The sequence below is a fragment of the Rhodobacter sp. Har01 genome (assembly GCF_020564565.1).
In the GTDB taxonomy this organism is placed as follows: domain Bacteria; phylum Pseudomonadota; class Alphaproteobacteria; order Rhodobacterales; family Rhodobacteraceae; genus Pseudogemmobacter.
In genome coordinates, this window is sequence record NZ_JAJCTD010000005.1 from 190913 (window position 1) to 208783 (window position 17871).

At 68.5% G+C, this 17871-nt stretch carries 22 protein-coding genes; 8 read left to right on the plus strand and 14 right to left on the minus strand.

The annotated features are described in order from the left end of the window. Positions 1-10: 10 nt before the first annotated feature. The 7 genes from LHP98_RS13760 to LHP98_RS13790 form a co-directional block, all read right to left on the minus strand. Positions 11-1030, minus strand: coding sequence for a ribose-phosphate pyrophosphokinase (locus LHP98_RS13760; protein WP_227253117.1), 1020 nt, complete (start codon positions 1028-1030; stop codon positions 11-13). 108 nt (positions 1031-1138) lie between these two features. Further along, on the minus strand, positions 1139-2164 hold the full coding sequence (locus tag LHP98_RS13765) for a threonine aldolase family protein (RefSeq protein WP_227253118.1): 1026 nt from the start codon (positions 2162-2164) through the stop codon (positions 1139-1141). After that, positions 2164-2616, minus strand: a complete 453-nt coding sequence (locus tag LHP98_RS13770; RefSeq protein ID WP_227253119.1) for a YcgN family cysteine cluster protein — start codon at positions 2614-2616, stop codon at positions 2164-2166. Before LHP98_RS13770 ends, LHP98_RS13765 begins: the two co-directional genes overlap by 1 nt. Before the next feature lie 105 nt (positions 2617-2721). Beyond that, complete coding sequence (locus LHP98_RS13775; protein ID WP_227253120.1) at positions 2722-3306, minus strand: GNAT family N-acetyltransferase; 585 nt, start codon at positions 3304-3306, stop codon at positions 2722-2724. Between the two features lie 122 nt (positions 3307-3428). After that, entirely contained in the window at positions 3429-4352 is a 924-nt protein-coding gene (locus LHP98_RS13780) for a bifunctional riboflavin kinase/FAD synthetase (protein WP_227253121.1), read from the minus strand. Positions 4353-4394: 42 nt separating this feature from the next. Beyond that, positions 4395-4847 (minus strand): MaoC family dehydratase, encoded by a 453-nt coding sequence (locus LHP98_RS13785; protein ID WP_227253258.1) that lies wholly within the window; start codon positions 4845-4847, stop codon positions 4395-4397. 126 nt (positions 4848-4973) lie between these two features. Next, positions 4974-5861, minus strand: a complete 888-nt coding sequence (locus tag LHP98_RS13790; protein ID WP_227253122.1) for a TIGR01459 family HAD-type hydrolase — start codon at positions 5859-5861, stop codon at positions 4974-4976. 125 nt (positions 5862-5986) lie between these two features. Here LHP98_RS13790 and LHP98_RS13795 point away from each other — a divergent pair, with 125 nt between their 5' ends. Next, complete coding sequence (locus LHP98_RS13795) at positions 5987-6385, plus strand: rhodanese-like domain-containing protein (protein WP_227253123.1); 399 nt, start codon at positions 5987-5989, stop codon at positions 6383-6385. A 52-nt stretch (positions 6386-6437) separates the two neighbouring features. Here LHP98_RS13795 and LHP98_RS13800 read toward each other — a convergent pair whose 3' ends face one another. Then, complete coding sequence (locus tag LHP98_RS13800) at positions 6438-7358, minus strand: manganese-dependent inorganic pyrophosphatase (protein ID WP_227253124.1); 921 nt, start codon at positions 7356-7358, stop codon at positions 6438-6440. A gap of 388 nt (positions 7359-7746) precedes the next feature. On the opposite strand from LHP98_RS13800, the gene LHP98_RS13805 reads away from it, so the two are divergent. After that, on the plus strand, positions 7747-7935 hold the full coding sequence (locus LHP98_RS13805) for a hypothetical protein (RefSeq protein ID WP_227253125.1): 189 nt from the start codon (positions 7747-7749) through the stop codon (positions 7933-7935). A gap of 251 nt (positions 7936-8186) precedes the next feature. Here LHP98_RS13805 and LHP98_RS13810 read toward each other — a convergent pair whose 3' ends face one another. Genes LHP98_RS13810 through LHP98_RS13820 form a run of 3 tightly spaced genes read right to left on the minus strand, consistent with a single transcriptional unit; the run spans position 8187 to position 10806 of the window. After that, positions 8187-9032, minus strand: a complete 846-nt coding sequence (locus LHP98_RS13810; RefSeq protein WP_227253126.1) for a DMT family transporter — start codon at positions 9030-9032, stop codon at positions 8187-8189. Between the two features lie 26 nt (positions 9033-9058). After that, complete coding sequence (locus tag LHP98_RS13815) at positions 9059-9814, minus strand: MBL fold metallo-hydrolase (protein ID WP_227253127.1); 756 nt, start codon at positions 9812-9814, stop codon at positions 9059-9061. Then, complete coding sequence (locus tag LHP98_RS13820; RefSeq protein ID WP_227253128.1) at positions 9811-10806, minus strand: TraB/GumN family protein; 996 nt, start codon at positions 10804-10806, stop codon at positions 9811-9813. Before LHP98_RS13820 ends, LHP98_RS13815 begins: the two co-directional genes overlap by 4 nt. Before the next feature lie 193 nt (positions 10807-10999). Between LHP98_RS13820 and LHP98_RS13825 the strand changes: the two genes are divergently transcribed. From LHP98_RS13825 to LHP98_RS13840, 4 genes are all read left to right on the plus strand, one after another. Then, positions 11000-11287 carry a co-chaperone GroES gene (locus LHP98_RS13825; RefSeq protein ID WP_227253129.1) on the plus strand — a complete coding sequence of 96 codons (288 nt, stop codon included), beginning with the start codon at positions 11000-11002 and terminating at the stop codon, positions 11285-11287. Positions 11288-11337: 50 nt separating this feature from the next. Next, positions 11338-12984, plus strand: a complete 1647-nt coding sequence (gene groL / locus LHP98_RS13830; RefSeq protein ID WP_227253130.1) for a chaperonin GroEL — start codon at positions 11338-11340, stop codon at positions 12982-12984. Positions 12985-13165: 181 nt separating this feature from the next. Then, positions 13166-13327: a hypothetical protein gene (locus tag LHP98_RS13835; protein ID WP_227253131.1), complete on the plus strand. Its 162-nt coding sequence runs from the start codon at positions 13166-13168 to the stop codon at positions 13325-13327. Positions 13328-13594: 267 nt separating this feature from the next. Beyond that, on the plus strand, positions 13595-15157 hold the full coding sequence (locus tag LHP98_RS13840) for a peroxidase family protein (protein WP_227253132.1): 1563 nt from the start codon (positions 13595-13597) through the stop codon (positions 15155-15157). A gap of 36 nt (positions 15158-15193) precedes the next feature. On the opposite strand, the gene LHP98_RS13845 is transcribed toward LHP98_RS13840, so the two are convergent. The 3 genes from LHP98_RS13845 to LHP98_RS13855 are packed head-to-tail and all read right to left on the minus strand — an operon-like array spanning position 15194 to position 16618. Further along, positions 15194-15676 carry a GNAT family N-acetyltransferase gene (locus tag LHP98_RS13845; RefSeq protein ID WP_227253133.1) on the minus strand — a complete coding sequence of 161 codons (483 nt, stop codon included), beginning with the start codon at positions 15674-15676 and terminating at the stop codon, positions 15194-15196. Beyond that, positions 15663-16163 carry a GreA/GreB family elongation factor gene (locus LHP98_RS13850; protein ID WP_227253134.1) on the minus strand — a complete coding sequence of 167 codons (501 nt, stop codon included), beginning with the start codon at positions 16161-16163 and terminating at the stop codon, positions 15663-15665. Before LHP98_RS13850 ends, LHP98_RS13845 begins: the two co-directional genes overlap by 14 nt. Beyond that, complete coding sequence (locus LHP98_RS13855; protein WP_227253135.1) at positions 16160-16618, minus strand: NUDIX domain-containing protein; 459 nt, start codon at positions 16616-16618, stop codon at positions 16160-16162. Before LHP98_RS13855 ends, LHP98_RS13850 begins: the two co-directional genes overlap by 4 nt. 84 nt (positions 16619-16702) lie before the next feature. Here LHP98_RS13855 and LHP98_RS13860 point away from each other — a divergent pair, with 84 nt between their 5' ends. Further along, positions 16703-17101, plus strand: a complete 399-nt coding sequence (locus LHP98_RS13860; protein ID WP_227253136.1) for a low affinity iron permease family protein — start codon at positions 16703-16705, stop codon at positions 17099-17101. A 57-nt stretch (positions 17102-17158) separates the two neighbouring features. After that, positions 17159-17857 carry an esterase/lipase family protein gene (locus LHP98_RS13865; protein WP_227253137.1) on the plus strand — a complete coding sequence of 233 codons (699 nt, stop codon included), beginning with the start codon at positions 17159-17161 and terminating at the stop codon, positions 17855-17857. Positions 17858-17871: the final 14 nt, after the last annotated feature.

Genomic DNA, 17871 nt, shown 5'->3' on the forward strand with positions numbered 1-17871 from the left:
AACGGCTGCCTCAGCTGCGCGGGTACAGGCCTTCGTAGATTGGCGTCAGGGTCTCGGTCTCGAACAGCGACGACACCGACATGCCGCCCCAGATGTTCAGGATCGCCTGGGCAAACATCGGTGCAGTGGGCACGATGCGGATGTTGTGGGCGGCCTGGACCTTGTCGCCCTGCTCGATCGAGTCGGTGATGACCAGGCTTTTCAGCACCGAGTTCGAAATCCGCTCGACCGCCGTGCCGGACATCACGCCGTGGGTGGTATAGGCGTGAACCTCGGTCGCACCGGCCTCGATCAGCACTTCGGCCGCCTTGCAGAGCGTGCCCCCGGTATCGCACATGTCGTCGACGATGATGCAGGTCTGCCCGGTCACATCGCCGATGACGGTCATTTCCGAGACTTCGCCGGCCTTCTCGCGGCGCTTGTCGACAATGGCCAGCGGCGCGTTGATCCGCTTGGCCAGTTCGCGCGCCCGTGCCACGCCGCCGACGTCGGGCGAGACCACGGTGATCTGGCCAAGCTGACTTTTCAGGTTGTGCTCGATGTCCAGCGCGAAGATCGGGCTGGCATAGAGGTTGTCCACCGGAATGTCGAAGAAGCCCTGAATCTGGGCGGCGTGCAGGTCCAGCGTCAGGACGCGGTCCACGCCGGCCTGGGTGATCAGGTTTGCCACCAGCTTGGCACTGATCGGCGTGCGGGCCTTGGCGCGGCGGTCCTGGCGGGCATAGCCGAAGTAGGGGATCACCGCAGTGATGCGGCTGGCCGAGGACCGGCGCAGCGCATCGACCATGATCAGGAGTTCCATCAGGTTGTCGTTGGCCGGGTTCGACGTGGGCTGGATGACATACATGTCCTCGCCGCGGACGTTCTCGAACACCTCGACGAAGATTTCCTGGTCGTTGAAGCGTTCGATCCGCGCCTCGACCAGGTTGATCGACATTCCCCGGTGCATCGACATCCGCCGCGCGATCGACTTGGCGAGGCTGAGGTTGGCATTGCCGGAGATAAGCTTCGGCTCGGTGATCGCGGGCATGTGGCTGGCTCCGGGTGGCAGCGGAATCGTCTGCGCGCGGCATAGCACCGGGGCCGCCCGGGCGCAAAGGGGCGGCGATGCATCAGATGCCCGGGCGTGGCGGATCGGTCAGCCGAAGGCGGCGAGGAAGCGGTCGATCTCGGCCTCGGTCGTGCTCCAGCTGGTGACCAGCCGGGCGGCTTCGCGGCCGGCTGGCGCCGGCATCTGGTAATACACGGCGCCGGCGGCCTGCAGGCGGGCATGGGTGCCGGCCGGCCAGTCGGGGAACATCATGTTGGCCTGGACCGGGTGCTGCTGGCGAATGCCGGGCGTTCGGGCCAAGCCTTCGGCCAGGCGGGTGGCCATGGCGTTGGCCTGTGCGGCCAGCCGCAGCCACAGGCCGTTCTCCAGATAGGCGGCCATCTGGGCGGCAAGGAAGCGGTGCTTCGAGGCGAGGTGCCCGCCGCGCTTGCGCCGCAACTCGAATTCCCAGGCCTTTGCCGGGTCGAAGAACACCACCGCCTCGACCCCCAGGCAGCCGTTCTTGGTGCCGCCAAAGGACAGCAGGTCGATGCCGGCTTTCCACGTCATCTCGGCGGGGGTGGCGCCGGTGGCGACCAGGGCGTTGGCAAAGCGCGCGCCGTCCAGGTGGCTGGGCAGGCCAAATGCACTGGCCTCGGCCGTCAGCGCGGCGATCTCGGCGGGGGTGTAGGTGGTGCCCGCCTCGGTGACGGTGGTGATCGACACCGCGCCGCGCTGCACGCCATGCACGCTGGTTCCGGTGCGCGCGATGGCGTCGCGCAGGGCCGGCAGCGTCATCTTGCCGTGGTCGCCGTCCACCAGCACCAGCTTGCCGCCGCCGGAATAGAACTCTGGCGCGCCGCATTCGTCTTCGGCGATGTGCGCGTGGGTGTGGCAGAACACGGCCCCCCAGGGCGGGCAGACGGTGGCCAGCGCCAAGGCATTCGCCGCGGTGCCGGTGGCAACCAGGCAGACCGCGGCCTGTGGTGCCTCAAGCACCTCGCGGACGGCATCGCAGGCGCGCGCCGTCAGCGCGTCGTTGCCGTAGCCGCGGGCGTAGGCGTCGTTGGCAGCGGACAGGGCGGCCATGATCTCGGGCGCCGCGCCCGAGCCGTTGTCAGAGGCGAAGAACATCAGGGGGCTTCCTCGATGAGGTGATCTTCCCAGTCGTCCTCGGCCACCTCTTGCTCGCTCAGCGTGCGGCCGCGGATCGAGTTGCCCGAGGTGTGCGGGCTTTCCGGGTCTCCGGTGACCAGGGGGTGCCAGTCGGGCAGGGGCTCGCCCAGCCAGAGCAGCTTGTAGGCGCAGGTTGCGGGCATCCAGTAGGCGACGCGGGGCAGGGATTTGGGCGTCAGCACCACGCATTCCGGGACGTGGCGCTTGCGGTTGGGGTAATCGGCGCAGCGGCAGGTGGCATCGTCGAACAGCCGGCAGGCGATGCGGGTGTAAAGCACCTCGCCGGTGTCCTCGAACTCAAGCTTGTTCAGACAGCATTTGCCGCAGCCGTCACACAACGCCTCCCACTCGGCGGCGGTCAGATTCTTCAGCGGGACGGTTTCCCAGAACCGGGGGCGGAGCGTTTCCATGCGCTGCAAGGTGCGGTATGCGGCAGGCGAAGGGAAGGGGCGCGGAGTCGATTTCCGAAGCCGGAAATCGGCGACGGAATTCGAGTTCGAATTCCGGTTCCGGCGTCAGGTGTCGAGCGTCAGCCGCATCAGCGGGCGGCCCTCCTTTCGGCAGGCCACCTCAAGGAACCCCGCCTTGCGGAAGGTCGCCGCCGGGCCGACGAACAGCGGGATCGACTTCGACTGCTTGGCCTTTACCATCGGCGCTGCCTCCAGCAGCCTTGCGCCATTGGCCCGGGCGAAGGCGATGCCTTCGGCAAGCAAAGCATGCGTCAGGCCGCGCCCACGCCAGGGGCGGCGGAAGAAGAAACAGGTGATGGCCCAGACGGCCGGGTCATCCGCCGGGGCGTCGGGCAGCGGCGACGACACGCGGCCGGGATTGTTCCATTCCGGCACGTCCGACCGCGGGCCGACCTGCATCCAGCCCACCGCCTGATCGCCGTCCAGCGCCAGCAGGCCGGGCGGAGGGCCGCGGCGGATGCGATCCAGCGTCAGGGCGCGGCGCTCGTCCCCGGGCATCTTGGACCAGGCTTTTGCCGGCACCCGGAAGATCGTGCACCAGCAGCCGGCGCAAGCCCCTTGCGGGCCGAAAAGACCGACGAATTCGGGGATCAGGTCCGGGGTCAACGGCAGGATGCGGGGGGAATCCATGGCGGCCCTCCTGGAAAGATGTTCACACTATGTTCATGTCATGCCGGTCGGTCAACCCGGCCGTTGTCGCAGATGATTTCCGCGCGGAAGTCGTGCCCGGAATTCGCACGAATTCCGTTGCCTCAGGCCGCCAGCAGCACGTCGCGGGCGCGGTCGCAATCCGCCTGCATCTGCACGATCAGTGCCTCCAGCCCGTCGAATTTCATCTCGGGCCGCAGGTAATCGACCAGCGCGACGGAAAGGTGATGGCCGTAAAGGTCACCCTGAAAATCCAGCAGGTAAGTCTCAAGGTTCGGCGCCTGCCCGCCGAACATCGGCCGCACCCCCAGGGACGCCGCCCCCATGTAGGTGCCCGCCTGCGGCCCCGTCCGCAGGTCGACCTTCACCGCGTAGACGCCGAAGCGCGGCAGGTGCAATCCGTCCAGCGCCATGTTCGCGGTCGGAAAGCCCAACTCGCGGCCGCGCTTTTCGCCATGGATCACCTCGCCTTCGATCCGGTGCCAGTGGCCCAGCATCGCCGCCGCATCGCGCGGTCGCCCCTCGCTCAGCGCGTTGCGGATCGCGGTGGACGACACATCCGTCTCGCCGTGCCGCAACAGCGGGGCGACGGTGGTGCGGAAGCCATGCGCCAGTCCCAGCCGCTGCAGGTCTTGCGCGGTGCCGGCGCGCCCCTTGCCGAAACGGAAATCCTCGCCCACCACCACATGGCTGATCCCCAGGCCCTTCGCCAGCACCCGGGCGGCAAAGTCCTCGGGCGTCAGCCCCGCCAGGACCGAGCCGAACTGCAACTGGAACAGATGCGCCACCCCCAGCTTGGCCAGCCGGTTCGCGCGCGCCTCGGCGTTCATCAGGCGGAACGCGGGGGCGGCGGGCGCGAAATACTGCCGCGGGTGCGGCTCGAAGGTGATCACCCCCAGCGGCGCCGTCCCGCGCGCCAGATCGATCACCGAGCGGTGCCCCAGATGCACGCCGTCGAAATTGCCCATGGCGCAGGACGCGCCGCGCGCTGCCGGGTCAAGCCATTGCCAGTCCTGGTGAATTTCCATTGCGGTCCCGGGGTGTGGGGCGGCCCCGGCGGCTGGGGCGCCTCAGTCGAACTTGCGGCTGGGCGCCAGCACCAGCGCCTCGCCCTTCAGCACCACGGTTTTACCCACCGAGGCCCAGGTTTCAAGGGTCACCCGGCGTTTGGCATGGTCAATCGCCAGCACCTTGACCTCGGCCGTCACCAGATCGCCCGGCCGCACCGGCGCCAGGAACTTGAGGCTCTGGCCCAGATAGACCGAGCCATGCCCCGGCAGCTGTTCCCCGATCACCGCGGAAATCAGCCCGGCGGTCAGCATGCCATGCGCGATCCGGCCCTCGAAGATGGTGTCCTGGGCATAGCCTTCGTCCAGATGCACCGGGTTGCGGTCGGTCGAGACCTCTGCGAACAGCTCAATGTCGCGGTCCGTGACCTCTTTGGTCAGGCTGCGGGTCATGCCGATTTCCAGATCTTCGATGCAGATCGTGCCGCGGGGCAGATTATGCGTGCTGTCGAGCATCATGCTGAGTCCTTTTCAGGTCGCCAGACCCTAGCAGATGCTGCGACGCAGCGCAATTCCGTTGCGCAAGAAATGTTCCACGGTGCGGGCGATGCCGCAACAAAGTTACCGCTGCGGCGCAGCGTTTCAGCGCAAGTGGCCCATGGCAAAGGTCGCCGACAGCTGGCGTTTGTCCAGCCAGACCTGCAGCAGGTCCGGATCGGGTCGCTCGGGGTCTGGGCCGAAGGCCGCGGCGTCGATGCCGCCGGTGATGAACAAGGTGTCCAGCCCCTCGGCGATGCCACCCTGAATATCGGTGTCGATCCCGTCGCCGATGCACAGGATCGCGCCCACATCGCCGCGAATCGCCTCAAGCCGGCGTCGGGCCAGATCATAGATCGGCGGGTGCGGCTTGCCGAAATACAGCGCGCGGCCGCCCATCGCCTCATAATCTCGGGCCAGGGCGCCGGCGCACCACAGCCGCCTGTCGCCAAAGTCGACCACGATGTCGGGGTTGGCGCACAGCATCGGCAGGCCCAGCGTCTTGGCCATCAGAAGCTCGGCCCGATAGTCCTGCGGCGTCTCGGTCAGGTCGTCGCGCAACCCGGTGCAGACCACGCCATCGGCCTGTTGCAGCGGCACGCGGGTCACCGGCGGCTGGCCCTTGGCAAATTCGGCGATGTCGGGGGCCAGGTCGGTGAAGAACGATTCGTCCTTGGGCGCGCCGATGTGGAAAACCTTGCGGCCCACCGCGCCCGACGCCAGCGCGAACTGCGCCGCATCGCCCGAGGTGGCGATTTCGTCCCAGGCATCGCCCGGCACGCCCAGCCGCAGCATCTGCTCGGCCACGCTGGATTTCGGCCGCGGGGCGTTGGTCAGCAGGACCACGGCGCCTCCGCCCGCGCGAAAGGAGCGCAGGGCCTCGACGGCCTGGGGAAAGGCGGCCTTGCCATTGTGCAGGCAGCCCCAAAGATCGCAATAGACGGCCTGATGGCGGCGGGAAATGTCGGCCAGGGCGGAAATGATCTGGGTCATGGGCTCCTCCGGTTCAGGATATGTCGGCTTCGCGCGACGAAAAGGAAAGGGGCGGCGGAACGGCGCATGGCGCAGGCGGTGGCGAATCGTTATATGCCAGGTTCGGAATGTGATCGGAGGACAGGATGGGTTCGACAGGCAGACGGCTGGTTCTGGCGGCGCTTCTTGCGGTCGCGTCGATGGCCGCGCAGGCGGGCGAGGTCGAGGTCAAGGCGCTGACGTTGGCCGAGATGAAGGCCGAAGGCGCGCTGGTGGTCGATATCCGCCGGCCCGAGGAATGGGCTGAGACCGGCGTGATCGAAGGCGCGCGGCTGGTCACCTTCACCGACCCGCAAAGCTTTCTGGCCCAGATCGGCCCGGAAATCGCAGATGGCCGCGACCTGGTGCTGGTCTGCCGCTCGGGGCGGCGCACCGGCATTGCGGCACAGGCGCTGTCGGGGATGATCCCGAACCGCATCGTGTCGCAGGACGGCGGCATGTCGCGGCTGATCGAGGGTGGCTACAACCCCGCTCCGGCCGGCTGAAACGCCAAGGGCCGGGAAGGTTCCCCGGCCCCCTTCGCGCTGTGGCTGCCGGTCAGAGCTTCAGCGCCGGGATGATCTGCTTCTTGCGGCTCATGATGCCGGGCAGGACCACCGTGTCGCCGGTGAAGGTGCAGGGGAACGAGGCCTCGGCGATCTGCTTCACCAGGTCGTTCGGCACCAGCAGGGTGGCTTCTTCCTTCAGGATGTCGATGATGAAGAGCAGCACCTGGTCGGCGCCGTCTTCCTGCGCAACGCCCGGCATCGCGGCCATCAGCGCCGCCTTGCGGTCCAGGATCAGCTTTGGCGCGGTGGTCTCCAGCACCGAGACGCGCAGCTCTTTGCCGGCGATGGTGTATTCCTTGCTGTCCATCCGCAGCAGGGCGGCGTCCGAATAGGCCGAGACGTCGGACTTCGCCTCGAACAGCTGCGCCGCCAGCTCGGGGATCGAGACGCCCAGTTCGGCCGCCAGCTTCTCGGCCACCGCCTTGTCGTGCGGCGTGGTGGTGGGGCTGCGGAATTCCAGCGTGTCGGACAGGATGCACGACAGCATCGCGCCCTTGATGGCCTTGGGGGCCTTCGCAAGGTCGGCGCCCATCAAGTCGGCCATGATGGTGGCGGTGCAGGCCAGCGGGCGGATGGTGATGTCGATGGGGTTCTTCGTCTTCAGGCCGCCGACGAGCAGGTGGTGGTCGATGATCGCCTCGATCTTCGCCTCGTTGATCGAGGGCGGCAGCTCGGCGGGGTTGTTGGTGTCGACGATGACGACGCTGGCGCCGGCGTCCACGTCGGCGATGATCCCGGGCTTGTCGAGGCCCCAGTGGCGCAGGACGAAGGCGGCCTCGGTGTTCGGCTCGCCGAGGAGGACGGGTTTGGCGGGGGTGCCCTTCACGGTGGACAGGTACCAGGCCCAGATGATGGGGCTGCCGGTGGAATCGGTGTCGGGGGATTTGTGGCCGAAGACGAGGGTGGTCATGGGCGGGGCTCTCGCGGGTTGGGATTTGGCGGGCTTATAGGCGAGGGGCGCGCGATTGTCACCCTGTCCTGGGGGAAAGGGTGTCCCATGATGGGACACGATGTGCCGCAAATGATTTCAAGGGCTTGGCGACGCATCTTCAGGATTTGTTTACCTTTGGCGCGTTTTGTGGCATACTGCGCCCCTCTGGCAGAGGAGTGCCCCGCAGATGGACCTGAGCGTCTGACGCCCTGACGGGCGAGATCGTCGCCGCCGCCCGGATGGGCCGCGGCCCGCCCCACCGCTGCGCAGAGGAGTGCCCCGGAGATGATCCTGACGGCTTGATTTCCCGGCCCCGCGCGTTTTGCGCGTCGGGCCGGTTCCCGCCCCCTTTTCAGGAGAGCTTGCGATGACGAAACACCCTGACGATCCGACCCCGGGCAGTGCGACACCCGCATCCGGCGCGCCGGTGCCGCCGGTGAAATCGGCCAAGGCGCATGTGCCGCCGCCGCCGAAACAGACCAAGGGCCCGAAGGGACCGGAGGTCACCGAGCCGCCGCGCCGTCCGCTGCGGCCGCCCCGGGCCGGCCACGAGTGAGCAAAGGCGCCGGGCGCAAGACGCCCGGCGCCGCGCGTCCCTGACGTCGCCCACCCGCCCACCCCGACGTCAGGGACGCGCGGGGGAAGGACGGTGATGCCAGGCGCTTTGTCTGCAACAAGAGCGGCACGGTGCGGCCGGGCGGCCCGAGGGACGCGGATCCTGGTCCGCGACCCGAGACAAGAGGCGTGCGTCCTTCCCCCGCCTTCTGGCGGGGGAAGGACGCTCATCTGGATCACCGTCCCTGAGGATCAGCGCCCGCCGCGGGACAGGTGACCCAGCACGGCCAGCATGACGATGCCGCCGCCGGCCAGCGTGGCCGCCGTGGGCTGTTCGGCGAACACCAACCAGACCCAGAGCGGCGTCAGCGGCGTTTCCAGCGCCCCGATCAGCGCGGTTTCCACCGGCGGGCAATGCCGAGAGCCGTAGATGAACAGCGCAAAGCCCAGCGTCGAGTTCAGCAGCCCGAACCCCGCCATGAGAAACACGTTCCAAACCGTCAGCCCGTCCAGCGTGGCGAAGGGCAGGCAGACCAGCGGCACCCAGATCGCCGAGACGATGCCCGCTGCCAGCACCGGCAGCCCGGGCCGGGCGCGGGCGATGACGATGATCGCGGCCATGGCCAGCACCATGCCCACCGCCATCAGATCACCCAGCGCACGGCCATCGCCGCCGAGGCCCACCATCACCACCGACCCCGACAGCGCCGCGATGGCCGCGGCCATCGCCCCGCTGCCCGGCCTTTCGCGCAGCACCAGCCAGCCAAGCCCGGCCGCCGCAAAGGGCACGGTGGCGTAGATGATCGCCACATGGGCAATCGTGGTGGCCTTGAGCGCGCCGACGAAGCACAGCATCCCCAGCCCCGAACACAGCGCATACAGCCAGCCCGCCCGGCCCAGCCGGCCAAAGTCGCGCAGGCCCGCCGGACCTTGCAGCACCAGGAGCAGCCCGACCAGCCCCGCGGCGCCGAACAGCCCGCGCCAGAGAATCACCGTGGGCGTATCCAGCGGGATCGCGCGGGCGAAGAGGCCGGCCGTGCTCCAGGCCAGGGTCGCTCCCAGCAGCAGCAGCCGGCCCCGGCGCCGGGCGTCGGTCATGGCGCCAGGGGTCATGCTGCCAGGGATCATGGCGCCAGGGCCGCGGGGGCCTTGGGAAGGGCCGGCCAGTCCGCCGGTTCATGGCCGCAGACCAGCCGGGCGCCGCGGTCGCTCACCAGCCGCAACAGGCGGTCGGCGCTGGCCCTTGCGGTTTGCGGGTCTTCGGCATCGGGGAACCCCTCGGCCGGTTCCGAGTGGCGGTTGATCGCGTCGGCGGCCAGCAGGATGGGTGCGGCCCCCGGCAGTTCCAGCAGCAGCGACAGGTGACCCGGGGTGTGGCCGGGCGTGGGCAGCAGGGTGATGCCGTCGCAAAGCCGGGTCTCGCCGTCGATCCGCAGCGTCGGCACGTCCGGCCAGTCCGGCGGCCGGGCGCTGGCGAAGTAGCGCGGGCGCGGGTCGGCACGCTCGACCGCGGTCAGCACCAGCGGGCAGGTGATCAGCGGCAGCGCGCCGACATGGTCGATGTGGCCATGGGTCAGCACATGCGCCGCCAGGTCGGCCAGCGAGACGCCGCACAGCGCCAGTTGTGCCGCCACCGCGTATTGCGGCCCGTAGCCAATCAATTCGCCGAAACTGCCAAGGCCATCGACGCTTGCCGCGGCTGCGGCATCCGCCGCATAGGCCGGGGGAAAGCCGCCATCGACCAGCACCTGCGCGCCGCGGTCGGTGGTCAGCAGCCAGGCCGGAATGCCGATGACCCGCTGCCCGCCGCGCACCGAAAAGGTGCCGCAGTCCAGGCAGGTGACGCGGGCCAGCCGGTGGCCGGCAAGGGCCGCGATCATGGCAGGGGCAGCGGTGTGACCGTCCAGCCATCCTGCGCCAGCAGGTTCAGCACGCCCTTTTCCCCCGGCAGGTGCAGCGCCCCGAAGGCCACCACCAGCGGCCCTTGTGCCGCCGCCGCGTCGATCACCGGAATCCAGCTGAGGTTGCGGCGGCTGATCAGCACCTCTTCCAGCGCGGCCATCTCGGCATCGACCTGGGCCCGGGTATAGCCGGGCATGGCGTAGGATTGTTCGCGCATCAATTCCCAGGTCAGCTGGCTTTGGCCGTCGAAATAGGCGTCTGCCAGCGTGGCCGAGAAATCGGCGCTGGCCGGTTCCATGATCAGCGTCTGGTCGATCATCGCCACCTGGTCCTGCTGGTTGAACAGCTCGAAGATGGTGAAGACGGTGTCATAGGGTTCCAGCGCCCGGACCGGAATCTCCGCGGCCTTGGCGGCGTCGATCAGCAGCCCGTCCAGGCCCTTGGGCTGGGTCATTTCGGACATGGCGCAAGGCGGCACCGACAGCATCACGGTGACATACCAGGGCTGGAACTTCGCCGCCATGAAGCCGGGAATGCCGCGCGCCGACATCGCCTGTTTCAGCCGGGTCCAGGTCTCGGGCGGCAGCAATTCGATCAGCGTCGGGCCTTCGGTGATCATCATCACCGAGGGATCGCGGGCGATCCGGTCCAGCAGCTGCTTTTCCTCTTCCGGCCCGGCCTCGACCAGCAGGGCGCTGGCCTCTTCCACCAGCGGGGTCAGCCGGGCCAGCGTCGCGTCGTGCCGGGGGTCGTCAAGGTGATAGGTGCCGACGACGGTCAGGCTCTGGTCGCCCTTGCGGGCGGTCCAGAGGTTGCCTTCCGGGAACGGCACGGCGGCGGCGGCGGCTTCGATCCGCGCGCGGTCCTCTGCCGGCATCAGGTCAAGCAGGTTCATGCCGTAGCAGGCCGCGCGGGCGGGGGCTGCGGCCAGCAGGGTGAACGACAGAAGGCAGGCGATCAGGGCGCGCATCGGGGCCTCGGGGCAGGGGCGGTTGGTGCATGGTGGCATCCGCCGCCGGGAAGGCCAAGCGAAACCACCGGCCGCTTCGCTGCACGCCGGGTGTTGACAGCCGGCCGGGGTTTGCCTATCTCCGGCGTCGTTAGCACTCGCTGCCTGTGAGTGCTGATCCGTTTCAACCTGGAACCCAAGGGAGTGTTACCAGATGGCCTTTACCCCGCTGCATGACCGTGTGCTGGTCCGGCGCGTCCAGTCCGAAGAAAAGACCAAGGGCGGGCTGATCATCCCCGATACCGCCAAGGAAAAGCCCGCCGAGGGCGAGATCGTCTCGGTCGGCCAGGGCGCCCGCAAGGATTCGGGCGAGCTGATCGCGCCGTCGGTCAAGGCCGGCGACAGGATCCTGTTCGGCAAATGGTCGGGCACCGAAGTCACGCTGGACGGCGAAGAACTGCTGATCATGAAGGAAAGCGACATCCTCGGGATCATTTCCTGAGTCCGACGTCGCTGTCCGTAACCGCAACCGAGATTTGAGGAGTCTGCACTATGGGTGCGAAAGACGTTCGTTTCGATACCGATGCCCGCGACCGGATGCTGCGTGGCGTGAACATCCTGGCCGACGCGGTCAAGGTCACCCTCGGCCCGAAAGGCCGGAACGTGGTGATCGAGAAATCCTTCGGCGCGCCGCGCATCACCAAGGACGGCGTGACCGTCGCCAAGGAAATCGAACTTAGCGACAAGTTCGAGAACATGGGCGCGCAGATGGTGAAGGAAGTCGCTTCCCGCACCAATGACGAGGCCGGCGACGGCACCACCACCGCGACGGTCCTGGCGCAAGCCATCGTCAAGGAAGGCATGAAGGCGGTCGCCGCCGGCATGAACCCGATGGATCTCAAGCGCGGCATCGACATGGCGACCAGCAAGGTCGTCGCCGCGATCAAGGCCGCCTCGCGCCCGGTCAAGGACAGCGACGAGGTTGCCCAGGTCGGCACCATCTCGGCCAATGGCGAGGTCGAGATCGGCCGCCAGATCGCCGACGCGATGCAGAAGGTCGGCAACGAGGGTGTCATCACCGTCGAAGAGAACAAGGGCCTGGAAACCTCGACCGACGTCGTCGAAGGCATGCAGTTCGACCGCGGCTACCTGTCGCCCTATTTCGTCACCAACGCCGACAAGATGATCGCCGAGCTGGAGGATGCCTACATCCTGCTGCACGAGAAGAAGCTGTCGTCGCTGCAGCCGATGGTGCCGCTGCTGGAAGCCGTGATCCAGTCGCAGCGCCCGCTGGTCATCGTGGCCGAAGACGTCGAAGGCGAGGCCCTGGCCACGCTGGTCGTCAACAAGCTGCGTGGCGGGTTGAAGATTGCCGCCGTCAAGGCGCCGGGCTTCGGCGACCGCCGCAAGGCCATGCTGCAGGACATCGCCATCCTGACCGGCGGTCAGGTGATCAGCGATGATCTGGGCATGAAGCTGGAGAACGTCGGCCTGGACATGCTGGGCCGCGCCAAGAAGATCATCATCAAGAAAGATGACACCACGATCATCGACGGCAACGGCGACAAGGCGGAAATCGAAGCCCGCGTCAGCCAGATCCGCGCGCAGATCGAGGAAACCACCAGCGACTACGACCGCGAGAAGCTGCAGGAACGTGTGGCCAAGCTGGCAGGCGGCGTTGCCGTCATCCGCGTCGGCGGCATGACCGAAGTCGAAGTCAAGGAACGCAAGGACCGCGTCGATGACGCCCTGAACGCCACCCGTGCGGCGGTTCAGGAGGGCATCGTCGTCGGCGGCGGCGTCGCCCTGATCCAGGCCGGCAAGGCCCTGGAAGGCCTGACCGGAGCCAACTCGGACCAGAATGCGGGCATCAACATCGTCCGCAAGGCCCTGGAAGCTCCGCTGCGCCAGATCGCCCAGAACGCGGGCGTCGATGGCTCGGTCGTGGCCGGCAAGGTGCGCGAATCGAACGACAAGGCCTTTGGCTTCAACGCGCAGACCGAGGAATATGGCGACATGTTCGCGTTCGGCGTGATCGACCCGGCCAAGGTTGTTCGCACCGCGCTGGAAGATGCGGCCTCGGTCGCCTCGCTGCTGATCACCACCGAAGCGATGATCGCCGACAAGCCGGCCGACAAGGCCAGCGCCGGCGGTGGCGGCGGCATGGGTGGCGGCATGGGCGGCGGGATGGACTTCTGATCCATCCGGTCTCAGGACAGAAAGGGCGGCCTTCGGGCCGCCCTTTTGCATTTGGAGTGCCGTGCCGGCAGGGTGACGGCGGGTCTACGGCGGTTTTCGCTTCGGAACCCGGCTGGTTTCGGCGATTGCCGACCTGTTCAACCATCCGCACGGCCTGGAGGCCGAGCGGCGGACGTTGGTGGTGCCGGGCAAGCCCGCGTTCCATGCCCGGTGCGGTCTGTCGCTGGACCGGGCGGCGCGGCTGCAGTCGCCCTGTCCGCTGGACCACACGCTGATTGCCCGGCCCGGCGACGATTGCCCCGAGGCCGAACTGGTCGATCCGGCGGCGTCTTCCGCGGTCTGACGCCGGGCGCCGATTTCCGAAGTCGGAAATCGTGCACGGAATTCGACTTCGAATTCCGGCCATCTGGCCAGCGTGGCGCCGGCCCCCGGAAGGACGCGCGCCCACCCGCCCACCCCGCGCGCCCTTCCGGGGGCATCGGCTGCGGCGGTCGCAACGGAATACTGACGGAGTATTCGCGCCGCGCGCTTCTTCCTCCGGTTGTCGCCGAGGCCGCACGGGCGCAGTATCAATGCACGCATTGAACATTCCTTTTTGATGGAGACCAGAATGAAAGCGATTTCCGCCCATGGTCACGCCACGCGCGAAATGACGCGCGCCTCGCTGCAGGCCCTGTCGGCCACCGGCGACCCCGGCAAGTTCGGCCGGATGTTCCCGCTCTTGGACCCGCTGGTGGTCAGCGATGCCAAGTTGGCCGCGCTGGCCGCCGCGATGCAGGATGCGGTCGATCCGGTGACCGGGTTGCCGCTGGCGGCGGGGGACAACCCCAATGTGCCGGCCGGCTATACCTATCTGGGCCAGTTCATCGACCACGACATCACCCTGGACACCACGCCTTTGGAAGCACAGGAGGTCGACCCGCTGGCGACGACGAACTTCCGCTCGCCCACGGCCGACCTGGATTCGCTCTATGGCCAGGGTCCGGCGATCGACCCGCATCTCTATCAGCGCGATCCGGTCACCCATGGCACCACGGCCAGGCTGCTGATCGGCCGCGCCGGGCTGTCGCCCGATTTCACCGGCGGGCCGGACATTCCGGCGATGCCGAACGATCTGCCGCGCAATCAGGTGGGCCGTGCGCTGATCGGAGATGAGCGCAACGACGAGAACCTGCTGGTGGCGCAGACGCATCTGTTGTTCCTCAAGTTCCACAACAAGGTGGTGGATCAGCTGGCGGTCAGCCAGCCCGGCCTGACCGGCGACGCGCTGTTCGACGAGGCGCGGCGGATCGTGACCTGGCACTACCAGTGGATCGTGCTGTTCGACTTTGTCGAGCGGCTGACCGAGCCGGGGCTGGTGCGGCAGATCAAGAACCACGGCCGGCGGTTCTATCGGTTCCGCAGCCGGCCCTACATGCCGGCGGAGTTTGCCGCGGCGGCCTATCGGCTGGGCCATTCGATGGTGCGCGAGACCTACAGCCACAACCGGGTGTTCCGCGACGGTGGGGCGGTGGCGGCCTCGCTGGGGCTGCTGTTCAACTTTACCGGCAAGTCGGGCAACATCGTCGGCGAGTTGGTGGACCAGGGCGCCGTGGCCACGCCCGGCGGGCCGGGGCCGTTGCGCGACCTGCCGTCGAACTGGGTGATCGACTGGCGGCGGTTCTTCGATCTGGGCACGGCGCCGGGCACGCCGGGGTTCGAGCTGAACCTGACCCGCCGGCTTGACCCGTTCATCGTGCCGGCGCTGCACACTCTGCCGGGGATGGCCGGGCCTGCGGCCTCGCTGGCGTTCCGCAACCTGCGGCGGGGGGTGATCCTGGGGCTGCCCTCGGGGCAGGATGTGGCACGGGCGATGGGTGTGGTGCCGCTGACCGCGGCCGAGGTGGGGCAAGGCCCGGATGGCGCGGTGGCGGCGGCGCAACATCTGGATAAGGAAACGCCGCTCTGGTACTACATCCTGAAGGAAGCGCAGGTGAAGCATCAGGGGATGCGGCTGGGTCCGGTTGGCTCGACCCTGATCGCGGAGACCTTCCTGGGGCTGATCCATGGCGACCGCAAGTCGTTCCTGTGGCTGCGGTCGAACTGGGTGCCGGAACTGCCGGGGCAGACGCCGGGGCATTTCACCATGGCCGACCTGATCCGCTTTGTGGATGACATCAACCCGATCGGCTGACCGGTCCGGCCCGGCGCGGGTGGGCGCCGGGCCGGGCTACAGCGGCTTGGACAGCCGGTGGATGGTGTGGCCGGTGGCCGCGTCGTGGCGGAACTGGCCGGTGGGGCGAAACCCCTCGCGGTCCCAGAAGGCGCGGCCGCGGGGGTTCGCCTCCAGCACGGCCAGGTAGAGCATGGGCGCGCCGAGGGCGCGGGCCAGGCCTTCGACATGGGCGAGGAAGGCGCGGCCGTGGCCGGCGCCTTGCGCCCAGGGGCCAAGCAGCATGAGGCCAAGGTAGGCGTCTTGCGGGCCGGGGTAGCCGAAGGACAGCTCGGCCACGCCCGAGAGGCGGCCCTGCAGGAACAGGCCCAGGCGGGCGCTGGCGGCGGGGTCGCAGCCGGGCGGGCAGTCGGTGAAGAACTCGGCCGCCTGGCGGTCAGGGTCGACCGCGCCTTCGGCGAAAAGCCAGTAGTCAGGGGCGTCCCGGTAGAACCGGGCGACCAGCGGGGCCTCTTGAGGGGAAAGCTCACGGATCGGCATGGGTGATCCTGAGGATTTCAAGCTCGATGGCGCCGGCGGGGCGAGGCCAGGTCACGGTATCGCCCACCCGGGCGCCCATCAGGGCGCGGGCAAGGGGCGAATGCGGGGCGATGCGGCCATTGGCGGCGTCGGCCTCGTCTTCGCCGGTGATCTGGTAGGTGGCCTCGCGGCCGTCCTCGTTTGCGACGGTGACACGCAGGCCGAAGGCGACCTCGGACAGGTCGTGGCGGGCCGGGTCCACCGGCAGGGCACTGGCGATGCGCGCCTCAAGCCAGCGGATGTCACGCTCGGCCGCGGCCTCGGGCAGCTTGTCCAGCCGCTCGGGGCGGGACCGCAGGGCCGAGAGGTCGGCCTGGCGGGCGGCGAGGCGGGCCTTGAGCGCCGCAAGGCCGCGCGGGGTGACATAGTTCGGGTGCGGCGACAGCGGCAAGTCGGGCAGGTCGGGCCGGTCCTTGCCGGCATCCTCGTTGACGAAGGCGCGGCTCATCCGACGATCTCTTCGAGCGGGTCGTAAAGCACGCTGCTGCCCCAGGCGGCGCGGGGCAAGAGGTCGGGCTTGAAGCGGATGCGGCCCGAGGCAAGGTCGTCGCGGGCAAAGAAGCGGCGGCGGGTGACGATGCCTTCGGGGTCTTGCCAGGCGGGGTTCAGGGTGCCGCCGGCAAGGCTGCAGCGGAAGAACAGGTCGACCTGGTGGAAGCCGGTCCTCGGGTCATGGAATTCGTTGACCAGGGCGATTTCGCCGACGGCGATGGTGAGGCCGGTTTCCTCATGCACCTCGCGGGCCAGGTTGTCGGGCAGCGACTGGCCGGCATCGCAGCCGCCGCCGGGGGCGCACCAGAGGTCGGACCGGGTGCCGGGGGGCCAGGCGTTGACCAGCAAGAGCCGGTCCTGATCGTCAAGGATCAGGGCGCGGACGGCAAGGCGGGGGCGGGGCCGGGTCATGCCGCGCAGGGTGGCGCGGGAGGGCGGGGCTTGTCCAGAGGCGCCGGCTGCGGGCAAGCTGGAGCCTGGGCATGGGAGGTGCAGATGGCCTATGGCGATGTGGCGAAACGGGTGTCGCACTGGTGCGGGCGGCCGGGGACCTTCGTGCTGGCGCTGGCGGTGATCGCGGTCTGGATCGTGACCGGGCCGGTGTTCGGCTTTTCCGACACCTGGCAGCTGGTGATCAACACCGGCACCACCGTCGTGACCTTCCTGATGGTGTTTCTGATCCAGAACACCCAGAACCGGGATACCGCAGCGATCCAGCTGAAGCTGGACGAGCTGATCCGGGCCACCAAGGGGGCGCACAACGCCCTGCTCGACCTGGAGGAACTGGACGAAGGCATGCTTGAGGAATTCCGCAACCGCTATGAGCTGCTTGCGCGCGAGGCGCGGCAGCGGCTGGCCAAGGGGCTGCCGGATACCGGGTCTCCGGAACCGTGACGCTGGGTCAGGCAGGCCGGACCTTGCGTTGCGGCGGCGGGCGGGGATGATCGGGCCATGCTGCGCGATGCCCTGCCCCTGTTGCGAGACCCGTCCCCCGAGCGGGCGGGCGGCGGCGTGCCGGCCGAACGGGTGATCCTGGTGCATGGGCTGGCGCGGACGCATCGGTCGCTGGCGGCGATGGGGCTGGCGCTGCGGGCCGCGGGCTTTACGGTCGAGCATGCGGCCTATCCCTCGACCAAGGCGCCGCCAGAGGAGCTGGTCGCGGGCGTGGCGGCGGCCTTTGCGGCCCCGCATGCGGGGGTGACGCATCTGGTAACCCATTCCATGGGCGGCATCCTGGTGCGCGACTGGCTGTCGCGGGGGCATCCGCCGGGCCTGGGCCGGGTGGTGATGCTGGCGCCGCCGAACCATGGGTCCGAGGTGGTGGACCGGTTCGGCGACTGGCGGGTGTTTCATCTGTTCAACGGGCCGGCGGGGGTGGACCTGGGCACCGGGCCGCGAAGCTGGCCGAACCGGCTGCCGCCGCCGGATTATCCGGTGGGGATCATTGCCGGAACACGGTCGGTCAGCCCGTGGTTCAGCCAATACTTGCCGGGGCCTGATGACGGCAAGGTGTCGGTTGCAAGCACGCGGCTGGAGGGGATGGCGGACCATCTGGTGATGGACGTCAGCCACACCTGGATGATGGTGAACCCCGGGGTGATCCGGCAGGTGGTGCAGTTCCTGCGGCAGGGGCGGTTCGACCACGGCTGAGGCGGGGAGACGAT